This is a genomic window from Ensifer sp. (assembly GCF_035999185.1).
In the GTDB taxonomy this organism is placed as follows: domain Bacteria; phylum Pseudomonadota; class Alphaproteobacteria; order Rhizobiales; family Rhizobiaceae; genus Ensifer.
Genome location: NZ_DASYHB010000187.1, coordinates 1 through 20,887, shown reverse-complemented (window position 1 = coordinate 20,887; position 20,887 = coordinate 1). Strand labels below are relative to the sequence as shown.

The window sequence follows — 20,887 nt, the reverse complement described above, 5'->3', positions numbered from 1 at the left end:
CCCCAAAACGCGACTGCCACAACTGCCCGAGCGACTAGGTTCAACGGGCCAGCTCGAAATGCATGCCATCGACACGACCGCCACCGAAGTGGCCACCCCAATAGAAACCTGCGGCATTGGCGGAAGCCACGAGCTCGCGGACGGACCCCTTGCGACCGCAGAAAGCCGGAACATCGCCGATCCAGTTCCATGTGGCGTTGATGTCGAAGGCGGAGCCGAAAGCGTGGTTGGAAAGCTTGCTCGCATCCGTGCTTTTGAGTTCGGGTTGAGCGGCGTTGCCCGGATTGTGACCGAAGATGTAGCGAGGGTCGAAGGCTCCGGCAAAGCTGATCACCAGGTGCAAGAGGTCGTCGGACTGCCATTGGTGCAGCAGTGCGTCGAGGGCGTCTCGCGCCTCGCGGTGCACCCGGAAGTATCCGCGATACCCATCGGCATGCGAAAACAGGCTGCTGTTCAGATCGACGATGTTGGCCTGCGTCCAGTCGGCGGCCGCGCCGTCGCAACTGCCCTTGATGACGATCCTCTCCGGGCGGTCGCGATAGGCGTTCTGCTTTTGCACGAACCGAAAGCACGAAAACTTCGTGTTGCGCCAAGCTGAACCGGGTGACGACAGATCGCCCGGCGGGGCAGGCCAGCCTGCCCCGGAGCGCGCCGCGTAGTATCCGCTGTCGAGGATCGTATAGCCGTACTGGCTTGCGGCGTTTAAAGTTGCAGAATCAACTTTACCGTGTGTCGGAAGCTGCTGCTGGAGTTGGAATATCCGCGTCGCCTCCTCCGATTTCGATCCGAAGTCTGCGTCGACGCGCCCGACCTGCGAGATGCCGCGTCGCAGTAGAAAGTACTGCCAGCGCTGCACTTCGGCCGGAACGTTGTTGCCACCACGAGAAAGTGTAAATGCCATCGCCATTCCCCCTCTCACCCGGAACATCAGGGCAAAGATTAAATGGAGAAGTCGCCGGATTTGCAACTACAAATTATTTAAAAGACAATCGCGTTTGCAGACAAGGGGATAGGGACGACGCATTTGCGCGACCAATCTCCGCTAGCGCGCCGCGGGTCCCTTCACGCGACCGGACAGCACGCCGAACCCCTCGATGATCGCTTCCTGGTTCTCAAGCCGCGTCACCTCAAGCTGGACTTCCTGGAGCGTGCGCAGCAGTTGCGGCACCGCTTCGAGATCGCCTTCTTCCGTCGCATGCGCCAGCTCGCGCTCGAGCTCCCGCCGTTGCCAGTTGAGGGCCTTCGATCGCTGATGCAGCGCCAGCGCCTGCAGGTAACCCTCGCGTGCGTCCTCCGGTGCCGCCGACGTCGTCGCGGTCCAGAGCCGCGCATAACGGATCTGCTGGTCAAGCGCGCCGATCAGCGCGGCAAACCCCTCGGCACCGAGTTGCTCGACCAGGCCTTCACGAGTGAGACGCGGCCCATGCGCGGCGGCGGCATTCAGCACGGCCGCCCAGCAGCGTTGCAGCTCGCGGTGGTCGAACTCGATCGTCGAGATCTCGTCGTACTCGTCAAACAGCAGCTGCGGGTGGTTGACGATGGTGAGCGCGAGAACACTCTCGCGCAGGAGCGGCACGACCTGCTGTCCGCTGACGAGCGAGGAGCGGGCCAGCCGGTCGGAAATGGCGGTCGGTCCGCCGGCGTTCGGGCCGCGTGGCCCGGCGGCGCCGCGCGGGCCACCGCCCTGCCGGCCGCCGCGCTCGAACGGGCGGCGTTCGCCCCGCCCTGAACCGGACGCTTGCAAGAAGGCATTCAGCCGGTCGCGCATGTCCTGGCCATAGTGGCGGCGCACACTCTCGTCGGCGATGACGGATGTCACCTGCTTGAGCTTTGCCTCGAGTTCGGCGCGCTTTTCCGGCGTGTCGAATGCCCCACCCTGGATCTCGCGCTGCCAGACCATGTCGGCAAGCGAGCGCGCGTTGGCGAGCACCTTGTCGAAGGGCGCGCGGCCCTCGTGGCGCACCAGATCGTCCGGATCCTTGCCGTCAGGCAGCATGGCGAAACGCACCGAACGGCCGGGCTTCAGGTGCGGCAGCGCCAGGTCGACGCCGCGGTTGGCGGCACGAATGCCGGCACCGTCGCCGTCGAAGCAGAGCACCGGCTGCGACGTCATCTTCCACAAGAGGTCAAGCTGGTTTTCAGTCAGTGCCGTGCCGAGCGGTGCCACCGCGTTTTCGACGCCCGCCTGATGCAGGGCAATCACGTCCATGTAGCCTTCGACGGCGATGATCGTCCCTGCGGCATCATCCGGCCCAACGTCACCGAGGCGGCTCGCGCCTTGCGAAGCGCGCCGGGCGCGGGCGAAATTGTAGAGCACGTTGCCCTTGTGGAAGAGCTCGGTCTCGTTCGAGTTCAGGTATTTGGCCGGCGCGTCCGGCGACATGGCGCGACCGCCAAAGGCAATGACCTTTTCGCGCGACGACAGGATCGGGAACATGATCCGGTCGCGGAAACGGTCGTAGGATACCGGCACATCAGGACCGTGCACGACGAGCCCGCAAGCCTCGATCTGCTCCTTTGCGATACCCTTGCCGGCAAGAAATTCCTTCAAGGCATTCCGGCTGTCGGGCGCAAAACCCAGGCGGAAGGTCTCGATCGTGCGTCCCGTCAGGCCGCGCTCGCGCAGATAGGCGCGCGCCTTGGCGCCGTTTGCGGTCTGGAGCTGGTCCTCGAAAAACGCCGTCGCCAATTCCATGACGTCGAGAAGGCTGGTGCGCTCCTTCTCGCGTCGTTCGGCCTGCGGATCGGGCTGCGGCATGGCAACGCCCGCCATGTCGGCGATCTGCTGCACCGCTTCCGGAAAGCTCAGTCCTTCAAGGTCGGTGAGGAAGCGGAAATGGTCGCCCGAAACGCCGCAGCCGAAGCAATGATAGCGGCCCTTCCTGTCCTCGCAGTGAAAGCTCGGCGACTTCTCGCCGTGGAAGGGGCAGCAAGCCCAATAGTCGCCGCGCGAGACATTTGTCTTGCGCCGATCCCAGGTGACGCGCTTGGCGATCACGTCCGAAATCGGCACGCGGTCGCGTATCTCGTCAAGAAAGGATGGTGAAAAGCGCATGGAAACCTCTGGTCGATCCTCCATATAGGCGGCAACGGCGTAAGACGCCACAAGAGTGATCCGGCTTGCACGCTATTCACAGCATGGAATCGGGAAACGCGTCCACTCGCGACGTCGCTGAAGCTGTTCTGAAATTTTTCTGAAAGCCCAAGGCGGCGTTGACTCCGCCCGGGCGAACGGCATGAATTCGCCATCTCCGAACTGGAACACCCGCCATGTCCATCGCCGTTGAAGCGCTCGCGTCCAGCCCCGCTTTCTTTCATGCCGTGCTCAGTTACGCCCGCGGCATGGTGACGATGTATGCGGACAACCCGCGGCTCGCTTCGATCTTTGCGTCGCAGCAGCGCTGGCTGATGGCCCAGTCGGGCCTCGCTCTCCACAACGATCACCAGCCCGGCGACCCCTCGAGCGGTCTCTATAGCGGCCGCTTCATCGACTACGTCGTCGCCAACGACATCGCCAGCCGGAACACGGCAGCCGCCTTCGTCCAGGAGATGGTCGCCTATCGGTTTGCCCGCTACGCGTCCGTACAGCCGAACAAGCGCAACCGGCCCCTGGAGCCAACCGAAACCGCTCTCGACTATGTCTGGAAATGGTTGTGTGCCCATCTGGCGATCCTGGACCTGCTCGACGGCCGGTCGCGCGTCGCCACGCTTAGCCGTGAGCCGGATCGCTTCGGCGACCTGCAGTCGGCGACCGCCTACGCGCTTGTCGGCAACGACCGCGTTCGCCGCCCCGGTCCGACATTCGACCTCTTCACCTGGGTCAACTCCGGCGGGGTGGTGATGGACGATCTCTTTTCCCGTATCGACAGGTTCGACCCTGAAGCCGAACGGGTGGTGATCGGGCCCGTTTCACCCGGCGATTTGAGCGACCGTTTCATGATCTCGAAAACCCATCTCAAGCGGATCTTCGACAAGGCCGCGCTGATAGGCGAAATGGGATGGGAGCGAACGCCGGGGCGCGGCAACGTATGGCTGTCGAAGGGCTTTATTCGTGAATATTGGGATTATCAGGCGGAGAAGTTCGCCCTGATCGATCGGGCGTTTGAAATCGTCTTTCAGGCGAATGACGAAAAGCTGGCGCCCGCAGCATTCGCACGGGCGCCAGAACGGACCGCAGTCCTTATTTGAGCAGGTCTTTCACCAGGCCGGAAGCCTTGGCAAAGTCCATCTGGCCGGGATAGCGCTCCTTGAGCGCATTCATGCACTTGCCCATGTCGCGCAGGCCGTGCGCGCCGGTCTCCTGAATGATCGAAGCGCAGAGTTCCTTCACCTTTTCCTCCGGCAGCTGGGCCGGGAGAAACAGGTTGATGATCACGATTTCCTGGCGCTCCTGCTCGGCAAGCTCCGGCCGACCGCCCTCATTATACATGCGGGCCGACTCTTCGCGCTGCTTGATCATCTTGGCGAGGATCTGCAGGATCTCGTCATCGCCGACCGGGTCCTTGCCCTGGCCGCGATTGGCGATATCCCGGTCCTTGATCGCCGCCTGGATCAGCCGCACGGTCGAGGTACGCCGGGCGTCCTTGGCTTTGAGGGCTTCCTTCAGTGCTTCTGCGAACTGGTCGCGCATTATCCATACTCCATGTCGAAACCGGCCCGCGGTGCTCTGCCCGGAACCGGTTCGAAACCATCATTGTTGCCGTCGTCTTAAACCAGTGTGACAGGCGCAATCAAACGGAATACGCAACCAATTGAATTAAAAGGAATTTTATTTCCAGACAATTCATGGGTGCCCGGTTGACCCGGAAGGGCGCTTTGGCTATTTTCCCGCACCTGCACAACATCGGCATGAGAGCACTTTCCGCGGGGTTTCCGCGCGTCCATGCCTGAGCACATGAAATGGCGATCAGCCGCCGGGCTTTCAAGCCCCGCGCTTCACGCCGCAACGGGATAGGAACGATGACCGCGACACCCGCATGGACCACTGAAAAACCCACCGCTTTGCTCGTTCTGGCCGACGGCACCGTCATCGAAGGCAAGGGCATCGGCGCGACCGGCAAGGTGCAGGCGGAAGTCTGCTTCAACACAGCGCTGACCGGCTACCAGGAAATCCTGACCGATCCCTCCTATCTCAGCCAGATCGTCACCTTCACCTTCCCGCATATCGGCAACATCGGCGCCAATGACGAGGACATCGAAGACCTGACGCCGGCAGCACGCCACGGCGCGGTCGGCGTCATCTTCAAGGCCGACATCACCGACCCGTCGAACTACCGGGCCGTCAAGCACCTCGACGCCTGGCTGAAGGCCCGCGGCATCATCGGGCTCTGCGGCATCGACACCCGCGCGCTCACCGCCTGGATCCGCGAAAACGGCATGCCCAACGCCGTCATCGCCCATGACCCCCAAGGCGTCTTCGACATCGAGACGCTGAAGGCGGAGGCCAAGGCCTGGAGCGGGCTTGAAGGCCTCGACCTCGCCAAGGTTGCCACATCGGGTCAGTCGTCGCAGTGGACCGAGAAGCCCTGGGTCTGGGACGAAGGCTTCTCCACGCTCGGCGAGACAGAGGCGGCCTATCACGTCGTCGCCCTCGATTACGGCGTCAAGCGCAACATCCTGCGCCTCTTTACCGGCCTCAACGCCCGCGTCACCGTGATGCCGGCAACGACGACCGCCGAAGAAGTGCTTGCCCAGAAGCCGGACGGCATCTTCCTTTCCAACGGCCCGGGCGACCCGGCCGCGACTGGCGAATATGCCGTGCCGGTTATCCAGGATCTCCTGAAGACCGACATTCCGGTGTTCGGCATCTGCCTCGGCCACCAGATGCTGGCGCTGGCGCTCGGCGGCAAGACCGAGAAGATGCACCAGGGCCACCACGGCGCCAACCATCCGGTCAAGGACCACACGACGGGCAAGGTCGAGATCGTCTCGATGAACCACGGCTTCGCGGTCGATTCGAAGTCGCTGCCGGAAGGCGTTGAAGAGACTCACATTTCGCTGTTCGACGGCACCAATTGCGGCCTGCGCGTCGCCGGCAAGCCGGTGTTCTCGGTGCAGCACCACCCGGAAGCCTCGCCAGGCCCGCAGGACAGCCACTACCTCTTCCGCCGGTTCATGAACCTGGTGCGCGAGAAGAAGGGCGAACCGGCCCTCGCCGAGCGCTGAGCAATCGCCCCATACAGATCTTGAAGGCCCGCCCCGAGCGGGCCTTTGTTTTTCAGGCAAAGTCTTTGGCGCCCACCTGTCCTCAGCCGCCAGGCAGATGGCCGGCGATGAAGTCGACCACCGCGCGCACCGACGGCAACTGTCCGCGTCTGTGCGGCATCAACAGCGTCGTCGTCACGCTGCCCGCCTCCCAGTCAGGCAGTACCCGCACCAGACTGCCCGCATCGAGTTCCGCCCGGCAGATCTTTCGCGGCAACGCGGTGATGCCGAGGCCGGAGACGGCAGCCGAGAGCAGCACGTGGGATTCGTCCGCAAGGAAACGCGGCAGGGGGCGAGCCCTGACGACCACGCCTGCGTTATTGCGCATCGTCCATCCCTCCGCGGTCAGGGAGGCGAGAAGCCCGTCGTGGCGGGAAAGGTCGCTCGGCTCGCGCGGAAGGCCGCGAAGTTCGAGATAGGCCGGCGCTGCCACCAGCAGGATCGCGTCCGTTGCCACCCGCCGCTGCACCATTCCAGAGTCAGGAAGAGGAGCGAAGTGATCGCGCACGGCAATGTCGAAGCCTTCCTGCACGACATCGACGAAACGGTCGGTCGCATGCAGCATCACCCGCATCTTCGGATAGGCCTGCGCCAAGGGCGGCAGGAGCCCTGCCAGCATCATCTGCGCCGTCGGCACCGAGGCGGTGATCCTGACCGTACCGCTCGGTTCGGCAAGTCGTCCCATGACGACAGCCTCGGCCGCCTCCGCCTCGATCAGCATAGCCGCGGCATGGCGATAGAAATCCTCGCCGACCTCGGTCACGGTGAAGCGACGCGACGTGCGGTTGATCAGCCGGACGCCGAGCGTCTTTTCCAGTTCGGCCACGCGCTTGCTCAGCGTCGATTTCGGCACGTTCAGCGCCCGTGCCGCCGGCGCGAAGCCCTTGTGATCGACCACATGGGCAAAGACGATGAAGTCGTTGAGATTGCGCATCGCTGCATCCAATGTCTACTGATGTGGACGATACATCCACATCTGGCCGACTTTCGCAATATCGTCCATGAAACTATCTCTTCTTCATCGAAACCTGATATCGAAGGAAGAGACCATGGGTCACTATCAGAACAAGAAAGCCGTCGTCATCGGCGGCACGCACGGCATGGGTCTTGCGACGGTCGAGCGGCTCGTCGATGGCGGCGCCGAAGTGCTTCTGACCGGCAACAACGAGGCCAACCTCGCCAAGATCCAAGGCCGCTTCGGACCCCGCGTCCATGCTGTTCGGTCCGACATCTCCGACCTTGGCGAGATCGCCGTGCTCGGGGCGACCGTCGGGCAGAAGCTCGGCGCGATCGACCTGTTGCACGTCAACGCCGGCACGTCGCTGCTCGAACCCTTCGACCAGGTGACGGAGGCCTCCTTTGACCGCCAGTTCACGATCAACACCAAGGGGGCCTTCTTCACCGTCCAGCGCCTGGCGCCGCTGATCCGCGACGGTGGCTCGATCGTCTTCACTTCGTCGGTCGCCGATGTCGGCGGCCACCCGGGCATGGCGGTCTATAGCGGCAGCAAGGCGGCGCTGATCTCGTTTGCCTCCGTCTTTGCCGCCGAACTGCTGCCACGCGGGATCCGGGTCAACTCGGTCAGCCCCGGCTTCATCGACACGCCGACCAAGGGCGTGGCCGACATCACCGATGCCGAGCGCGCCGAGTTCAAGGCGCTCGGCGACGCGATCACCCCGATGGGCCGCAACGGCACGGCGGACGAAGTGGCACGCGCCGTGCTGTTCCTCGCCTTCGACGCGACGTTTACCACCGGTGCGAAACTGACGGTCGATGGCGGCCTCGGCCAGCAATTGTCACCCGCTGCCTGACCCCTCGAAGCGGAGCAACAAGATGTCGGAACACGAACTTGAACCCAAGGCCATTTCGATCATCGGCCTCGGTGCCATGGGTACGGCACTCGCCAGCATCCTCATCGACACGGGCAATACCGTCACCGTCTGGAACCGCACCTCGGCGCGGGCTGAAGCGCTGCTTGCCCGCGGCGCTCGCCGGGCGGCAACGGTCGCCGAGGCTCTTGCAACAAGTGACGTGGTCAATCTGTGCCTCTACGCCGCCGTCGACGCCACGCTTGCAGGCCACGGTGCGGCGATTACAGGCAAGACAATCGTCAATCTCACCAACGGCCGTCCGGACGAGGTCCGGGCGCTCTCCACCGCACTTGGCAGCCAAGGCGCGCGCTATCTCGACGGCGGTATCATGGCGACGCCACCGATGATCGGCACGCCGCATGCCTTCATTCTCTACAGCGGCAGCGCCGATGCATTCGAAGATGCCAAGGAGCAACTGGCGGCCTTCGGCCAGAGCCATTATCTCGGCGAAGATCCTGTTCTCGCCGCGGTCAGCGACCTCGCCTTGCTGTCGGCGATGTACGGCCTCTTCGGCGGCTACCTGCACGCAACGGCGCTCGCCGGCAGCGTCGGCTTCACCGCCAAAGAGTTCCTGCCCCTGGTCGAGCCCTGGCTGGCAGCGATGATGACGGCGCTGCCCGACTATGCCGAGCGGATCGACAGCGGCGACCACGCCCGCGACGTCATGTCGAACCTTCAGATGCAATCGGTGGCGATCAGCAACATCGTCGCCGCAAGCCACAGCCTGGGCATCGATCCTGCCTTCATGGAGCCGATCGAACGGCTGGCGAAAAAACGCCTCGCCGCCGGCTTCGGCAGCGACGAGGCCTCCGGCATCATCGAGGCGATGCGGGGAAAGTAGAGAGTGCCCTTTGCGGTACGGCCACAAGTCCGTCCGCATGGCTATCGGCACCGCGCCGCAAGCTGACAGCAGGCAAAGGCCCCGCGATCCAACGCCGCGGGTCGTTTGCCAGCGGTTGACCCGTTGGCCGCCTTCGCGCATCCTCGCCGCAACTGGAGGTGACCATGATTACAGGTTCACAGTGCCGCGCCGCCCGCGCACTCATCGAGATCTCGCGCGAGATGCTGGCGACCTTCTCCGGCGTCGACGAAGACACGATCCTGAAATTCGAGCGCAAGCTGGAAAAACCGGCCGACGCGGTGATCCAGTCGCTGACGCACGCACTCGAAAATGCCGGCGCCATGTTTCTCCCCGAAGGCGAGCGCGGCATCGGAGTCTGCCTGAAATTCACCCGCTCCGAGGCTCGCCGCCTCTCGATCCTCGAAAGCGAGGGCGGTGTCGTTGGCGACGACGAGGTGCCCGGCGCTTGATTTTTGAATCTGATTTCAAGGACTTGAGCAGCCGGTTTGAATCAGATTGCCGCCCAGTTGAATCAACATCTGAACAAAAAAAGCCCGCCGTTGCCGGCGGGCTTTTTCATTGAGTGGAACGTCCCGAGCTTACTTGCAGGCAGCGCAGAAACGCTGGATGCGGCGGCAAGCTTCTTCGAGCTGCGCTTCCGAGGTCGCGTAGGAGATGCGGAAGTTCGGGCCGAGACCGAAGGCCGAACCATGGACGACGGCAACGCCTTCGGATTCGAGCAGTTCCGACACGAAGTCTTCGTCCGTCTCGATGACCTTGCCCGACGGCGCGGTCTTGCCGATGAGGCCGGCGCAGGACGGATAGACGTAGAAGGCGCCTTCCGGCGTCGGGCAAGAGATGCCCTTGGCCTGGTTCAGCATCGAGACGACGAGATCGCGGCGGCCTTCGAAGATCTTCTTGTTCTCGGGGATGAAGTGCTGCGTGCCGTTCAGCGCCTCGACGGCAGCCCACTGAGCGATCGAGGTCGCGCCCGAGGTCTGCTGGCCCTGGATCATGTCCATGGCCTTGATGAGCTGCAGCGGGCCGGCCGCGTAACCGATACGCCAGCCGGTCATGGCATAGGCCTTGGAGACGCCGTTCATCGTCAGCGTGCGGTCGTAGAGGCCGGGCTCGACTTCGACCGGGGTCGCGAACTTGAAGTCGCCATAGGTCAGGTGCTCGTACATGTCGTCGGTGAGGATCCAGACATGCGGGTGCTTCATCAGGACGTCGGTCAGCGCCTTCAGCTCGGCATGGCTGTAGGCGGCGCCCGACGGGTTGGACGGCGAATTGAAGATGAACCACTTGGTCTTAGGCGTGATCGCCTTTTCCAGGTCCTCCGCCTTGAGCTTGAAGTTGTTTTCCTGCTTGGTCGAAACCGTCACCGGCGTACCGCCGCACAGCGCCACCATTTCCGGGTAGGAAACCCAGTAGGGTGCCGGGATGACGACTTCATCGCCCGCGTTCAGCGTCGCCATGAAGGCGTTGAAAAGAATCTGCTTTCCACCGGTGCCGACGATCGTCTGGGCGGCGGTGTAGTCGAGGTTGTTCTCGCGCTTGAACTTCTTGGCGATCGCTTCGCGCAGTTCCGGAATGCCGGAAACCGGCGTGTACTTCGTCTCGCCGCGGTTGATCGCGTCGATCGCTGCCTTCTTGATATTGTCGGGCGTGTCGAAGTCCGGCTCACCGGCGCCAAGGCCGATCACATCGCGGCCTTTCGCTTTCAGCTCACGGGCTTTCTGCGAAACGGCGATGGTGGCGGAAGGCTTTACACGGGAAAGGGCATCGGCAAGGAAGGCCATGGTGAAGGTCCTGATCGTTTCGAGACGAGGTGATCGCTACGGAAAAGCAGGCTCCATAGCGGTTAGGTCTATGTCGAAAGACGCCCGGTCTTGCAAGCGCCGGAACGGCAAAAACGCCGGAAACGCGGGCAAAAAGCGTCACCATGACAAAGTTTCATGAGTGCCATCAGCGCCGTCGATCACCCGTCGCGATCAGTGACGTCCCGACGACCGCCAGTGAGCCACCACAAAATGCGCCGCCAGCGCCACTTCAAATGGCCACGATCCATAACAACCAGAAACGGTTGGTGATCACTATTTATTCAAAAAAATCAGCGTCATCAGGCATTTTTCGAAATGCCATAATTTAGCCATCACAACTGTCGCGGACCGCCGCAATTCCGTCCAGCAACAGCCGGTTTCCGGGCTTTTCCTTCGATGATCCGAACACATTCGCATTACGGGGGTTATGCAATGTTTCTCGACGACGAAATCGCCTCTTCCAGAACAGGTCAGAACGAAGCGCGCTGGGGCATGTATCTGGCCGTTGCGGCCCTTGCCGCCTGCATCCTGATGATCGTCGGCCTGATGACCCAGGCCTCAGCGCAAACCGTCAACGCCAGGCCGCAGCAGATGGCGGGCTACGTTCGCCCCAATGACGTCGGCACCGGCGCCCTGCTCTTCCCGTCGAAGGAGCCAGGCTATTTCGTCGAAGCGCCGAGGCTTGCGACCGACGTTCAGATCGACGTCAACGGCCCGATCATGCGCACCCGCGTCACCCAGCGCTTCGAGAACCCGAGCAAGGGCTGGGTCGAAGGCACCTATGTCGTTCCCCTGCCCGAAGATTCGGCCGTCGATACGCTGAAGATGCAGATCGGCGACCGCTTCATCGAAGGTGACATCAAGCCGCGCGCGGTCGCCAAGGAAATCTACGAGCAGGCGAAGGCCGAGGGCAAGAAGGCGGCCCTGCTCGAACAGCAGCGCCCCAACATCTTCACCAACCAGGTCGCCAATATCGGCCCGGGCGAAACGATCGTCGTGCAGATCGAATACCAGAGCGCGGTTCGTCAGTCGAACGGCCTCTATTCGCTGCGCTTCCCGATGGTTGTCGCGCCCCGCTACAATCCCGAGCCGATCGTCCAGACCGTCGATCTCGACAGCCGCACCGGCTATGCGGTCAGCGATCCGGTTCCCGACCGCGGCAAGATCGAAGCGCCCGTTCTCGACCCCAAGCAAAACGCCAAGATCAACCCGGTGACGCTGACCGTGAACCTCAAGGCAGGCTTCCCGCTCGGCGAGGTGAAATCCGGCTATCACGATGTCGATGTCGCCAATCTCGACGATCTCGGCCGCCGCATTACGCTGAAAGCCGACAGCGTGCCGGCCGATCGCGATTTCGAGCTCACCTGGAAGGCAATCGCGGGCAAGAGCCCCTATGCCGGTCTCTTCCGCGAGACGGTCGGCAACAAGACCTATCTGCTCTCCTTCGTCACGCCACCGGCCACCGCAACGCCAACCGACGTCAAGCCGGTCAAGCGCGAAGTCGTCTTTGTCATCGACAATTCCGGGTCGATGGCCGGCCCTTCGATGGAACAGGCCAAGGCGAGCCTGGCGCTGGCGATCTCCCGGTTGAAGCCCGATGACCGCTTCAACGTCATCCGTTTCGACGACACCATGTCCGTGCACTTCCCGTCACTGGTCGAAGCGACACCGGACAGGCGCGAAGACGCGATCGCCTATGTGCGGGGCCTGACGGCTGACGGCGGCACCGAGATGTTGCCAGCACTGGAAGCGGCGCTGCGCACCCAAGGGTCGGTCTCGGCCGGTGCGCTGCGCCAGGTCGTCTTCCTCACCGACGGCGCGATCGGTAACGAGACCCAGCTCTTCGACGAGATCCAGAAGAACCGCGGCGACGCCCGCGTCTTTACCGTCGGCATCGGCTCGGCCCCGAACAGCCACTTCATGACCAAGGCCGCCGAGTACGGCCGCGGCACCTTCACGCTGATCGGCTCGGAGAATGAGGTGGCGACCCGCATGGGCGAGCTTTTCACCAAGCTCGAAAGCCCGGCAATGACCGATATCTCCGCCAGCTTCGAGGGCGCGTCTGCCGGCGACATCACGCCGAACCCGATGCCCGATCTTTACCGCGGCGAGCCTGTCGTGCTGACGGCCGAGATCGACGGCACGGCGCCCGAGGGCAAACTGCAGATCATCGGCAAGGCCGGTGACCAGCCCTGGCGGGTCGAAATGGACATCGCCAAGGCCTCGGCGGGCGAAGGCATCGCCAAGCTCTGGGCGCACCGCAAGATCGATGATCTCGAAGCGAGTGCGTCGACGATCGCCGATCCTGCATCGCTCGACAGGCAGATCGAGGCGGTGGCGCTTGCCCATCACCTGGTCTCGCGCGTCACGAGCCTCGTTGCGGTCGACAAAACGCCGTCGCGCCCGGCCGACCAGAACCTCAGCGAAACGCGGCTGCCGCTCAACCTTCCGGCCGGCTGGGACTTCGGCAAGGTCTTCGGCGAAAAGCCCGCCGATACCCTCCCCGGCAAGGTCGATGAACGCGACGCCGCGCGCGAAAGCCAGACGAAGCTTGCCATGCTGACCGCGGACCGAATGTTGGCGGCACCGACGGCACGCTCAGCAAGCCTGATCGCCGAGGCCAGCAACCAGGTGGCGCTGCCGCAGACGGCAACCGAAGCTGACAAGCAGATCCTGGTTGGCCTGATGCTGCTCGCCTTTGCCCTCCTCGCCGGCACGACCTTCGTCTTCTGGCGCGGGCCGATCGCCGCCGTCGTCCTTGCCGGAGTGCGCCGCCGTGGCCGCTGACAACCAGATGCCCGAGCCACGCTCGGGCTTTCTCGCCCGCCTCTCGGCGGCCGAGACGATCGTGCTTGCGATTATCGCGTTGATTGCCCTTGCCGGCCTGATGCTGGTCGGCAAGGGTTTCTACATGAAGGCGAAGGCCGAGGTCTCGCAGGTGCTGCTGAAGCGCACCTTCGAGGCGCAGTTGCATGGCAATCCTGATGGCAAGCCCTGGCCGTGGGCCGACTTCCAGACGGCAGCCGAGATCACTGCGCCGCGTCTCAACCGTTCGGCCATCGTGCTTGAAGGCGCCTCCGGCGAAGCGCTTGCCTTCGGCCCCGCCTGGCTGACGACGACACCGCAGCCGGGCGACGAGGGCACCTCCGTCATTGCCGCCCATCGCGACACGCATTTCCGCTGGCTGAAAGACGTCAATCCCGGCGATCTGCTGGTGCTGACGCGAAAGGACGGCCGTCGCTTCCTGTTTAGGGCCGGCGAAGGCCGGGTGGCGCGCTGGGACGAAAGCGGCATCAATGCGTCCGCCAGCGGCCACCATCTGGCGCTTGCGACCTGCTGGCCGTTCGATGCGATCAAACAGGGGCCGATGCGCTACATCGTCAGCGCCGAACTCATCGGCGAGCAGCGTCCGGTGCCGCTGATCACGGGCTCGATCTCGAAATAAACCGCTTTTGATCGGATGTGACTTGAACCGCCGGGCCGAGCGTTCCAGCTTGCCTGCTGAACGAATCGGCCCGGAGAAACGCAATGCCGCGAGCAGATGCTAGAGCGTCGAAACAGCCAGCCAGAAGGCGGCTCCTCTCAGCCTTGGCGTGGTCTGTTGCCTTGGCAGCGACCGCCTCTCCTTTCGCTGCACAGGCGCAGGAAGCCCGCGAGTTCCCAAGCCAGCATGGAACCGTGCGTGTCGAGACGCTGACGACCGGGCTGGAACATCCCTGGTCGGTGGAGGCGCTTCCCGATGGCGGCATCATCGTCAGCGAGCGCCCGGGGCGGCTCCGGATCGTGCGGGACGGCAAGGCTTCGAAGCCGCTCTCCGGCGTGCCCAAGGTCGCCGAGCGCGGTCAAGGCGGGCTGCTCGACATCGCGCTTGATCCCGGCTTTGCCGAAAACAGGACACTCTATCTGACGCTGGCGGCCGCGGGTGGCGGTGGCTACGGCACGGCGGTGGTGCGCGCGACGCTTGCGGCAGACGAGAGCGGCCTCAGCGACGTCAAGGAACTCTTCCGGATGAACAAGTTCACCGGCAAGGGCCAGCATTTCGGCTCGCGCATTGCCATTGCGCCCGATGGCAGCCTGTTTTTCGGTATCGGCGACCGCGGCGAAGGCGATCGCGCCCAGGATGCGCACGACCACGCCGGCGCCATCCTGCACATCAATGCCGATGGCAGCATTCCCGCATCGAACCCCTATCGCGGCGGCACCGATGGTTTGGCGGAGATCTGGTCGAAGGGCCATCGCAACCCGCAAGGGATCACCTTTGACCCGAAGGACGGCACGCTCCTGACCGTCGAACACGGCGCGCGCGGCGGCGACGAGATCAACAATCCGCAGGCCGGACACAATTACGGCTGGCCGGTCATTACCTACGGCAAGGACTATTCCGGCGCGGAGATTGGCGAGGGCACCACGAAGGAAGGCTTCGACCAGCCGCTCTTCTACTGGGATCCCTCGATCGCGCCGGGGGCGCTCACCGTCTATCGCGGCAAGATGTTTCCGGAATGGGACGGCAACATCCTGGTCGCGGCGCTGAAGTACCAGCTTCTCGCCCGGCTCGAACGCGACGACAGCGGGGCCATCGGCGCTGAGGAACGGCTGTTCGACGGTGAGTTCGGCCGCATCCGCGACGTGGTGGTCGCACCCGACGGAGCCTTGCTGATGGTGACGGACGAGGAGGATGGGGCGCTGCTGCGCGTCTCAAGGGGGGCGACGCAATAGAGCAATTCCAGGAAAAGTGTCGGACGGTTTTCCGGCTGGAATTGCGCCGTCACAAAGAGCTGGATCATCCCAATGTTCCGATGAAACAATGGGACGTCACGACAGCCCGTCGCGAAGCTCCTTGCGGAAGACGAACTTCAGCCCGGACCAGACGGCGTCGATGGCGCAAACCTTCACATCGACGAGGCCGAGCGGCAGGAAGATCTCGCGCAACGCATCCTCCCCAAGCGTCGTCGGCCGTTTCGATGCCTTCTTCGGCCAGGAGACCCAGAGCGTGCCGTCCGGCTTCATCCGCGCGGCAAGGTCGGCCGCGAGCCCTTCCAGCGTCGAGCGCTCCGTTTCAAAGACGTGGAGATAGTCGCAACTGCGTGCCGCAACCGTGACGACCGACGTTTCCAAGCGCGAAAATCCCGGAAAGCCGTCGATCTCGCCGAGCCCCGGCGGCACGCCCAGCAACAGGGCTGCCTGCCCATCCTTGAGGCCGAGCTTGCGCGCGAGCGGCGTGCCGGAATAACCGCTGTCGATCACGATGCCCACCCGCCCCTCCGGCCACCGGTCGGCACTGGGCAGACAAACGATGCCTTCGGTGCCGTCCTGTTCGCCGGTTCCAATGCCGTCTCCATGATCTCGCGAGGTTCGACCATGAGCCTTGCCCCCCCGAAACGCAACTGCTAGACGCCCCTGTCGGAGGAGAGCAGTCATGACCCGCATTCAGGCCAATATGTTCCTGTTGATCTCAGGCGCGATCTGGGGCGCAGGCTTCGTCGCGCAGTCGACGGCCATGGATGCGATCAGCCCACTCTGGTTCATCACGCTGCGCTTTGCCATTGCGACCCTTGTCGCGCTGCCCTTGGCCATTGTCGAAACGAAGCGCGCCACCGCGCCGCTCAAGCTTTCGACCGTGCGCAATTTCGTCTTCATCGGCCTGGCGCTCTTTGCCGGCGCCGTGACGCAACAGTTCGGCTTGCTCGACACCAGCGTGACCAATTCCGGATTTCTGACCGGGCTTTATGTCGTCTTCGTGCCGGTGCTGATGGTGGTGTTCCTGCGGCGCAAGCCGCATTGGGTCATCTGGCCGGGAGCCATGATGGCGTTGTTCGGTATTTTCCTGTTGAGCGGGGGCACCCTGTCGGCGCTGACCGGCGGCGACTACCTGACGATCCTTTGCGCCCTGTTCTGGGCGGTGCAGATGCTGCTCATCGGCCTCTTCGCTCCCAGCAGCGGCCGGCCGATGCTGCTGTCGATGACGCAATTTGCCGTCTGCGCCGTCCTTGGCCTCCTGTTCGCGATAAACATGGAGCCGCTGAGCTTCGCCGCCATCGAGGGCGCACTCTTCGAGATCCTCTATGCGGGCATTTTTTCCAGCGGCCTTGCCTTCATCCTGCAGGTGGTCGGTCAGCGCTACACGACCGCGCCGCAGGCGGCGATCTTCCTGTCGAGCGAGGCGCTGTTTGCCGCCCTTTTCGGCGTCCTGCTTCTCGGCGAAGTCATCACGCCCGTCGGTTATGCCGGCTGCGCCATCATCTTTGCGGCCATGCTTGCAGTCGAACTCATCCCCGAGCTGACCAAGGGCCGGCGCCGGGAGGCCAGTGCCGCGGCCTGACGCCAGCGCCGGCAAAAGGCTGCCCGTCACAAACTATATCAGCGGTCATCGCAAACGCTGGACTGGTGCTTTACTTGCTATTGCTCCAAGCCGGGAGACTGTTGCTTCACGGCTGCGCAGCGTCACGGAGCGCGCCTTGCGGCCCAATTCAATACCTTTAGATTTTCTGCAAGAAATTTACGTAAGAAACGCTCGGCGATGGAAGCGTTAAACATATCAGAGAGTTGCCAATGGCAGACTACGCCGCGCTCTCCCCGAGTTCGCCGGCATTGCACCCAAAATTGGCAAAAACCACTCAATTTTGCAGCACTTGTTTTCAAAAAGCTGTGATTTCAACAGCTTGCGATATATCTTCTGCCACCGCCGGCAAACCCCGAAATGACCGAATTTTGAGCAATGACAAGACGCAATACCACTCTCGAAAAGTTTTGCTTGCCAATTCAAAATAAACCCATCAATCTTACTCTGTTCGGGCAATCTGCGAACATGGGAAGATCTTGAAATAAAAGCGGGCCGGAGACGCAAAACTCCGGGCGGCCAGACCGGAAAGAAGCACGCAAGGCGACTTTTCCAATGGCTGGCTGCGGTAACCAGGACCCTTTCCTCAAACGTCGAGAACTGCCTGCCAACGCCCATCCGGGCACATTGCAATGCTACCCGTCCGTCAAACGGGTGGAGAGAAAAGGACCTGACGCATGGCCGAAACTGGCACTGTAAAATTCTTCAACACCGACAAGGGCTTTGGTTTTATCAAGCCTGACAACGGTGGTGCGGATATCTTCGTACATATTTCCGCAGTTCAGGCTTCCGGCCTGACCGGTCTGTCGGAAAACCAGAAGGTAAGCTTCGACACCGAACCGGATCGCCGTGGCAAAGGCCCGAAGGCGGTCAACCTGCAGATCTCGGGTTAATCCCGGTATCCGCTGACAGATTCTAAGTTGAAGCCCGGCATACTTGCCGGGTTTTTTTGTTTCCGGGTGCGGAAACGGTGCCGGTTACTCCATTTTTGGGCTGCCGTTTTGCCGTTTTTCTGTTCAGGCTCGGTTCAGTTTGGCGGCGTTAACCTCCTTCATCATGAAATCCGGATTGATCCGGTCATGCGATAGGATTGAAGCCCATGAACAAGTTCATCAAAGCCGCCGTTCTCTCGGTCGCCGCAGCCGCCATGGTCATCCCGACCTTCGGTGCAGCTGAGGCCGGCGGCCGGCATCATAACAACGACGACGCATGGGCAGCGGGTGCTGCAGGCCTGGTGGCCGGCGCACTGATCGGCGGCGCGATCGCTTCGCAGCCGCGTTACAACGGCGGCTACAACGAGCGCGTCTATATCGATCCGGAGCCGGAATACGACTACTACGAACCGCGCCCCGTCTACCGCGAGCCGCGTCCGGTCTACCGTGCCCGTCCTGTCGTCGTCGACAACTACGGCGGCGGCTACCGCTCGCTCGAGCCGTGGACGCCCTCCTGGTATCGTTATTGCTCGCAGCGCTACCGCTCGTTCAACCCCGACAACGGCACGTTCCGCGGCTACGACGGTCGCAGCTACTTCTGCACTGCCGGCTAATCGAAGCGGGCCGATCGCCCAAAGCGTACGAACAGAAAAGCCCATGCCTTTCCCAAGGCATGGGCTTTTTCAATGTCACAGTGCCGCACGTCTCATCTGACGCACATGCAGCAGCGAGTAACTTCAGAGCCCGCGCAGATAGGGATTGGTGCGGCGTTCTTCGCCAATCTGGCCGCCCGGACCGTGGCCGCAGATGAAGCCGACCGTATCGCCAAGCGGCAGGATCTTGTCGCGGATCGAATCGAGCAGCTGCTGATGGTTGCCGCCCGGCAGGTCGGTGCGGCCGATCGAGCCGTGAAACAGCACGTCGCCGACATGGGCGAAATTCTGCGCGCGGTTGAAATAGACGACGTGACCTGGCGCATGGCCGGGGCAATGCAGCACTTCGAACACATGGTCACCGAAAGAAACCGTGTCGCCCTCTTCGAGCCAGCGGTCGGGAATGACGTTCTGGACCTTCATCGCCAACCCGAAACGCTCGGCCTGGGTTTCCAGCCTTTCCAGCAATGGCAGGTCGTCCTTATGGGGACCGATGATCTCGAGACCGAGCGCCTCTTTCAGTTCCTTGGCGCCGCCGGCATGGTCGATATGGCCGTGGGTGATCCAGATCGCCTTCAGGGTGATGCCGTTTTCACGAACCGTCTGCAGGATCAGATCGACATCGCCGCCGGGATCGACGACCACGCCTTCCTTGGTCTCGCTGTCGAACAGCACGGTGCAGTTCTGCTCGAAATGGGTAACCGGGATGATGCCCGCCTGTAACATGCGCGTGTGCCTCTCTAGAGCATGTCGCGCAAAAGTGTGTTGCGGTATTGCGATAACGACATGCGACAAACCAACAACCTAAAGCGCACGCAGCGAATCTGAAAGATCGCGACGCGCTTCAGGAGCTCGTATCCTTCCTATAGCGGCAATCCGCACTTCTGACAGCGCCAATCAGCGCAGCGCGGCGATTTGGGTGGTGTCGGCCTGCGGCTGTGGCCACTGCACGGTGGTCATCAGCAGAGCCGAAATTGCGATCTCGGCGGCAACGACGATCCTGACGACCGGCTTGAGGCTGCGCGCGGCGGTGATGGTCTGATCTGGCCTGATATCCTGCATTTTCGTCCCCTCTCCTGCTGCTCGTTCTCCTCGCCCGTCGGGCGCGGCAGCAGGCAGACCATGTCACAGCGTCACATTTCGTGACGTTCCCGTGGGAACATCCCCGCGGGGCGCGGCGTTTGGCCCTCGCTAAGAAAGAGGAGTAAAGACGATGGTGAAGTTTACCCGCCCCCTGTTGCGCGCCACTGCAGCCGCAGGCCTGGTCTTGACGGTCGGCATTCCCGCCGCCTTTGCAGCCATGACCGCGACGACCGTGACAGACCTCAACATTCGCACGGGTCCGGGCCCCCAATATCCGACTGTCGGCCTTGCCGCCCGCGGCAGCACCGCAATCATTGACGGCTGCGTCGAAGGCAGCAAATGGTGCCGCATCGATGTCGGCGGCGTGCGCGGCTGGGTCTATGCACAGTATCTGACCACCGATCTCGGAGGCTCGGCCGTGGTGGTCCAGGAGCGCCGCGCCGATCTGGCCATTCCCGCCGTCACCTATGAGGCACAACCCAACGACCCTGTCATCGTCAGCAGCGGCGACGAACTGATCGGCCCTGTCGAGCAGATTGACCCGATCGCACCGCCTGACACCGTGCGCACCTATGTGACGGCCAATCCCGGCGATACGGTCTATCTCGATGGCGAGGTGGTGGTCGGTGCCGAACTGCCCGAATCCGTCGCCGTTCATCGCGTGCCGGACTACAGCTACGACTATGTCAGCATCAACGGCCAACCGGTTCTGGTCGAGCCCGCGACGCGACGCATCGTTTATGTCTATCGATAATCCTTGATCCTGCTCCGGCGGCCAGGCGGCCGCCGGAGGCTCACCCCAACGGCTGTTCCAGTCCGCAAATAAGGCCGCGAATCATTCGCGGCGATTTCTCGAAATCGGTAGCAATCGATGCGAAACGGCCCGGTTCGACGCCTTCACCCCGCTCCGAATGCCGCTTCCGCTGCAAAATCAGTCAATTTCAACAACCAAAACGTTCCGCCGGCACCGCCGACGCGCGGCGAAATTGACAGAGTTCAAAATCGGTCTCACCCTGTTCAAGCCGGATCATCGGCTTTTAGTGGCCCGTCCACGACGAGCCACGACACGGAGGGATCAATGGAAGCATTAATGCCTATCATTACCCAATTGATCGCGGGGGCGGCCGGCGGCAACGCGGCCAG

20 protein-coding genes are annotated in these 20,887 nt (G+C 62.8%); 12 read left to right on the top strand and 8 right to left on the bottom strand.

From position 1 onward, the window contains the following. Positions 1 to 40 precede the first annotated feature (40 nt). Both VGO04_RS25415 and dnaG read right to left on the bottom strand, forming a co-directional pair. Positions 41 to 967, bottom strand: a complete 927-nt coding sequence (locus VGO04_RS25415; RefSeq protein WP_327498734.1) for a M15 family metallopeptidase — start codon at positions 965 to 967, stop codon at positions 41 to 43. A gap of 75 nt (positions 968 to 1,042) precedes the next feature. Continuing rightward, positions 1,043 to 3,055 carry a DNA primase gene (dnaG, locus tag VGO04_RS25410; protein ID WP_327498733.1) on the bottom strand — a complete coding sequence of 671 codons (2,013 nt, stop codon included), beginning with the start codon at positions 3,053 to 3,055 and terminating at the stop codon, positions 1,043 to 1,045. 215 nt (positions 3,056 to 3,270) lie between these two features. Between dnaG and VGO04_RS25405 the strand changes: the two genes are divergently transcribed. Continuing rightward, positions 3,271 to 4,188, top strand: coding sequence for a hypothetical protein (locus VGO04_RS25405; RefSeq protein WP_327498732.1), 918 nt, complete (start codon positions 3,271 to 3,273; stop codon positions 4,186 to 4,188). Here the strand turns inward: VGO04_RS25405 and VGO04_RS25400 are convergent. Further along, positions 4,181 to 4,630 (bottom strand): GatB/YqeY domain-containing protein, encoded by a 450-nt coding sequence (locus tag VGO04_RS25400; RefSeq protein WP_327498731.1) that lies wholly within the window; start codon positions 4,628 to 4,630, stop codon positions 4,181 to 4,183. The genes VGO04_RS25405 and VGO04_RS25400 overlap by 8 nt on opposite strands. Before the next feature lie 329 nt (positions 4,631 to 4,959). On the opposite strand from VGO04_RS25400, the gene carA reads away from it, so the two are divergent. Beyond that, positions 4,960 to 6,165: a glutamine-hydrolyzing carbamoyl-phosphate synthase small subunit gene (carA, locus tag VGO04_RS25395; protein ID WP_327498730.1), complete on the top strand. Its 1,206-nt coding sequence runs from the start codon at positions 4,960 to 4,962 to the stop codon at positions 6,163 to 6,165. An 82-nt stretch (positions 6,166 to 6,247) separates the two neighbouring features. Here the strand turns inward: carA and VGO04_RS25390 are convergent, their stop codons facing one another. After that, positions 6,248 to 7,138 carry a LysR substrate-binding domain-containing protein gene (locus VGO04_RS25390; protein WP_327498729.1) on the bottom strand — a complete coding sequence of 297 codons (891 nt, stop codon included), beginning with the start codon at positions 7,136 to 7,138 and terminating at the stop codon, positions 6,248 to 6,250. Between the two features lie 115 nt (positions 7,139 to 7,253). On the opposite strand from VGO04_RS25390, the gene VGO04_RS25385 reads away from it, so the two are divergent. The 3 genes from VGO04_RS25385 (at position 7,254) to VGO04_RS25375 (ending at position 9,386) form a co-directional block, all read left to right on the top strand. Beyond that, complete coding sequence (locus VGO04_RS25385; protein ID WP_327498728.1) at positions 7,254 to 8,015, top strand: SDR family oxidoreductase; 762 nt, start codon at positions 7,254 to 7,256, stop codon at positions 8,013 to 8,015. A gap of 22 nt (positions 8,016 to 8,037) precedes the next feature. Next, positions 8,038 to 8,916 carry an NAD(P)-dependent oxidoreductase gene (locus tag VGO04_RS25380; RefSeq protein WP_327498727.1) on the top strand — a complete coding sequence of 293 codons (879 nt, stop codon included), beginning with the start codon at positions 8,038 to 8,040 and terminating at the stop codon, positions 8,914 to 8,916. A gap of 164 nt (positions 8,917 to 9,080) precedes the next feature. After that, positions 9,081 to 9,386: an XRE family transcriptional regulator gene (locus VGO04_RS25375; protein WP_327498726.1), complete on the top strand. Its 306-nt coding sequence runs from the start codon at positions 9,081 to 9,083 to the stop codon at positions 9,384 to 9,386. A gap of 129 nt (positions 9,387 to 9,515) precedes the next feature. On the opposite strand, the gene VGO04_RS25370 is transcribed toward VGO04_RS25375, so the two are convergent. Beyond that, positions 9,516 to 10,718 (bottom strand): pyridoxal phosphate-dependent aminotransferase, encoded by a 1,203-nt coding sequence (locus VGO04_RS25370; protein ID WP_327498725.1) that lies wholly within the window; start codon positions 10,716 to 10,718, stop codon positions 9,516 to 9,518. Between the two features lie 453 nt (positions 10,719 to 11,171). Here VGO04_RS25370 and VGO04_RS25365 point away from each other — a divergent pair, with 453 nt between their 5' ends. The 3 genes from VGO04_RS25365 (at position 11,172) to VGO04_RS25355 (ending at position 15,455) form a co-directional block, all read left to right on the top strand. Next, a complete protein-coding gene (locus VGO04_RS25365) occupies positions 11,172 to 13,526 on the top strand; it encodes a marine proteobacterial sortase target protein (RefSeq protein ID WP_414650599.1) in 2,355 nt (784 codons plus the stop codon). 7 nt (positions 13,527 to 13,533) lie between these two features. Continuing rightward, positions 13,534 to 14,184, top strand: coding sequence for a class GN sortase (locus VGO04_RS25360; RefSeq protein WP_327498745.1), 651 nt, complete (start codon positions 13,534 to 13,536; stop codon positions 14,182 to 14,184). Between the two features lie 83 nt (positions 14,185 to 14,267). Continuing rightward, positions 14,268 to 15,455 carry a PQQ-dependent sugar dehydrogenase gene (locus VGO04_RS25355; protein WP_327498724.1) on the top strand — a complete coding sequence of 396 codons (1,188 nt, stop codon included), beginning with the start codon at positions 14,268 to 14,270 and terminating at the stop codon, positions 15,453 to 15,455. Between the two features lie 96 nt (positions 15,456 to 15,551). Here the strand turns inward: VGO04_RS25355 and VGO04_RS25350 are convergent, their stop codons facing one another. After that, complete coding sequence (locus VGO04_RS25350) at positions 15,552 to 15,992, bottom strand: hypothetical protein (protein ID WP_414650598.1); 441 nt, start codon at positions 15,990 to 15,992, stop codon at positions 15,552 to 15,554. A gap of 163 nt (positions 15,993 to 16,155) precedes the next feature. Here VGO04_RS25350 and VGO04_RS25345 point away from each other — a divergent pair, with 163 nt between their 5' ends. The 3 genes from VGO04_RS25345 (at position 16,156) to VGO04_RS25335 (ending at position 18,622) form a co-directional block, all read left to right on the top strand. Then, positions 16,156 to 17,058, top strand: a complete 903-nt coding sequence (locus VGO04_RS25345) for a DMT family transporter (RefSeq protein WP_327498723.1) — start codon at positions 16,156 to 16,158, stop codon at positions 17,056 to 17,058. A 695-nt stretch (positions 17,059 to 17,753) separates the two neighbouring features. Next, positions 17,754 to 17,969 carry a cold-shock protein gene (locus VGO04_RS25340; protein WP_327498722.1) on the top strand — a complete coding sequence of 72 codons (216 nt, stop codon included), beginning with the start codon at positions 17,754 to 17,756 and terminating at the stop codon, positions 17,967 to 17,969. A gap of 206 nt (positions 17,970 to 18,175) precedes the next feature. Then, positions 18,176 to 18,622: a BA14K family protein gene (locus VGO04_RS25335; protein ID WP_327498721.1), complete on the top strand. Its 447-nt coding sequence runs from the start codon at positions 18,176 to 18,178 to the stop codon at positions 18,620 to 18,622. A 123-nt stretch (positions 18,623 to 18,745) separates the two neighbouring features. On the opposite strand, the gene VGO04_RS25330 is transcribed toward VGO04_RS25335, so the two are convergent. Together VGO04_RS25330 and VGO04_RS25325 are read right to left on the bottom strand one after the other, a co-directional pair. Beyond that, positions 18,746 to 19,387, bottom strand: coding sequence for an MBL fold metallo-hydrolase (locus VGO04_RS25330; RefSeq protein ID WP_327498720.1), 642 nt, complete (start codon positions 19,385 to 19,387; stop codon positions 18,746 to 18,748). A 171-nt stretch (positions 19,388 to 19,558) separates the two neighbouring features. After that, entirely contained in the window at positions 19,559 to 19,723 is a 165-nt protein-coding gene (locus tag VGO04_RS25325; protein WP_327498719.1) for a hypothetical protein, read from the bottom strand. Positions 19,724 to 19,874: 151 nt separating this feature from the next. Here VGO04_RS25325 and VGO04_RS25320 point away from each other — a divergent pair, with 151 nt between their 5' ends. Further along, positions 19,875 to 20,498 (top strand): DUF1236 domain-containing protein, encoded by a 624-nt coding sequence (locus tag VGO04_RS25320; protein ID WP_327498718.1) that lies wholly within the window; start codon positions 19,875 to 19,877, stop codon positions 20,496 to 20,498. The last annotated feature ends 389 nt before the right edge of the window (positions 20,499 to 20,887 follow it).

Excerpts from the sequence above, each read along its gene's own strand:
- dnaG (WP_327498733.1), bottom strand. The coding sequence starts at position 3,055 with ATGCGCTTTTCACCATCCTTTCTTGACGAGATACGCGACCGCGTGCCG.
- VGO04_RS25405 (WP_327498732.1), top strand. The coding sequence starts at position 3,271 with ATGTCCATCGCCGTTGAAGCGCTCGCGTCCAGCCCCGCTTTCTTTCAT.
- VGO04_RS25400 (WP_327498731.1), bottom strand. The coding sequence starts at position 4,630 with ATGCGCGACCAGTTCGCAGAAGCACTGAAGGAAGCCCTCAAAGCCAAG.
- carA (WP_327498730.1), top strand. The coding sequence starts at position 4,960 with ATGACCGCGACACCCGCATGGACCACTGAAAAACCCACCGCTTTGCTC.
- VGO04_RS25390 (WP_327498729.1), bottom strand. The coding sequence starts at position 7,138 with ATGCGCAATCTCAACGACTTCATCGTCTTTGCCCATGTGGTCGATCAC.
- VGO04_RS25385 (WP_327498728.1), top strand. The coding sequence starts at position 7,254 with ATGGGTCACTATCAGAACAAGAAAGCCGTCGTCATCGGCGGCACGCAC.
- VGO04_RS25380 (WP_327498727.1), top strand. The coding sequence starts at position 8,038 with ATGTCGGAACACGAACTTGAACCCAAGGCCATTTCGATCATCGGCCTC.
- VGO04_RS25375 (WP_327498726.1), top strand. The coding sequence starts at position 9,081 with ATGATTACAGGTTCACAGTGCCGCGCCGCCCGCGCACTCATCGAGATC.
- VGO04_RS25370 (WP_327498725.1), bottom strand. The coding sequence starts at position 10,718 with ATGGCCTTCCTTGCCGATGCCCTTTCCCGTGTAAAGCCTTCCGCCACC.
- VGO04_RS25365 (WP_414650599.1), top strand. The coding sequence starts at position 11,172 with ATGTTTCTCGACGACGAAATCGCCTCTTCCAGAACAGGTCAGAACGAA.
- VGO04_RS25360 (WP_327498745.1), top strand. The coding sequence starts at position 13,534 with ATGCCCGAGCCACGCTCGGGCTTTCTCGCCCGCCTCTCGGCGGCCGAG.
- VGO04_RS25355 (WP_327498724.1), top strand. The coding sequence starts at position 14,268 with ATGCCGCGAGCAGATGCTAGAGCGTCGAAACAGCCAGCCAGAAGGCGG.
- VGO04_RS25345 (WP_327498723.1), top strand. The coding sequence starts at position 16,156 with ATGACCCGCATTCAGGCCAATATGTTCCTGTTGATCTCAGGCGCGATC.
- VGO04_RS25340 (WP_327498722.1), top strand. The coding sequence starts at position 17,754 with ATGGCCGAAACTGGCACTGTAAAATTCTTCAACACCGACAAGGGCTTT.
- VGO04_RS25335 (WP_327498721.1), top strand. The coding sequence starts at position 18,176 with ATGAACAAGTTCATCAAAGCCGCCGTTCTCTCGGTCGCCGCAGCCGCC.
- VGO04_RS25330 (WP_327498720.1), bottom strand. The coding sequence starts at position 19,387 with ATGTTACAGGCGGGCATCATCCCGGTTACCCATTTCGAGCAGAACTGC.
- VGO04_RS25325 (WP_327498719.1), bottom strand. The coding sequence starts at position 19,723 with ATGCAGGATATCAGGCCAGATCAGACCATCACCGCCGCGCGCAGCCTC.
- VGO04_RS25320 (WP_327498718.1), top strand. The coding sequence starts at position 19,875 with ATGGTGAAGTTTACCCGCCCCCTGTTGCGCGCCACTGCAGCCGCAGGC.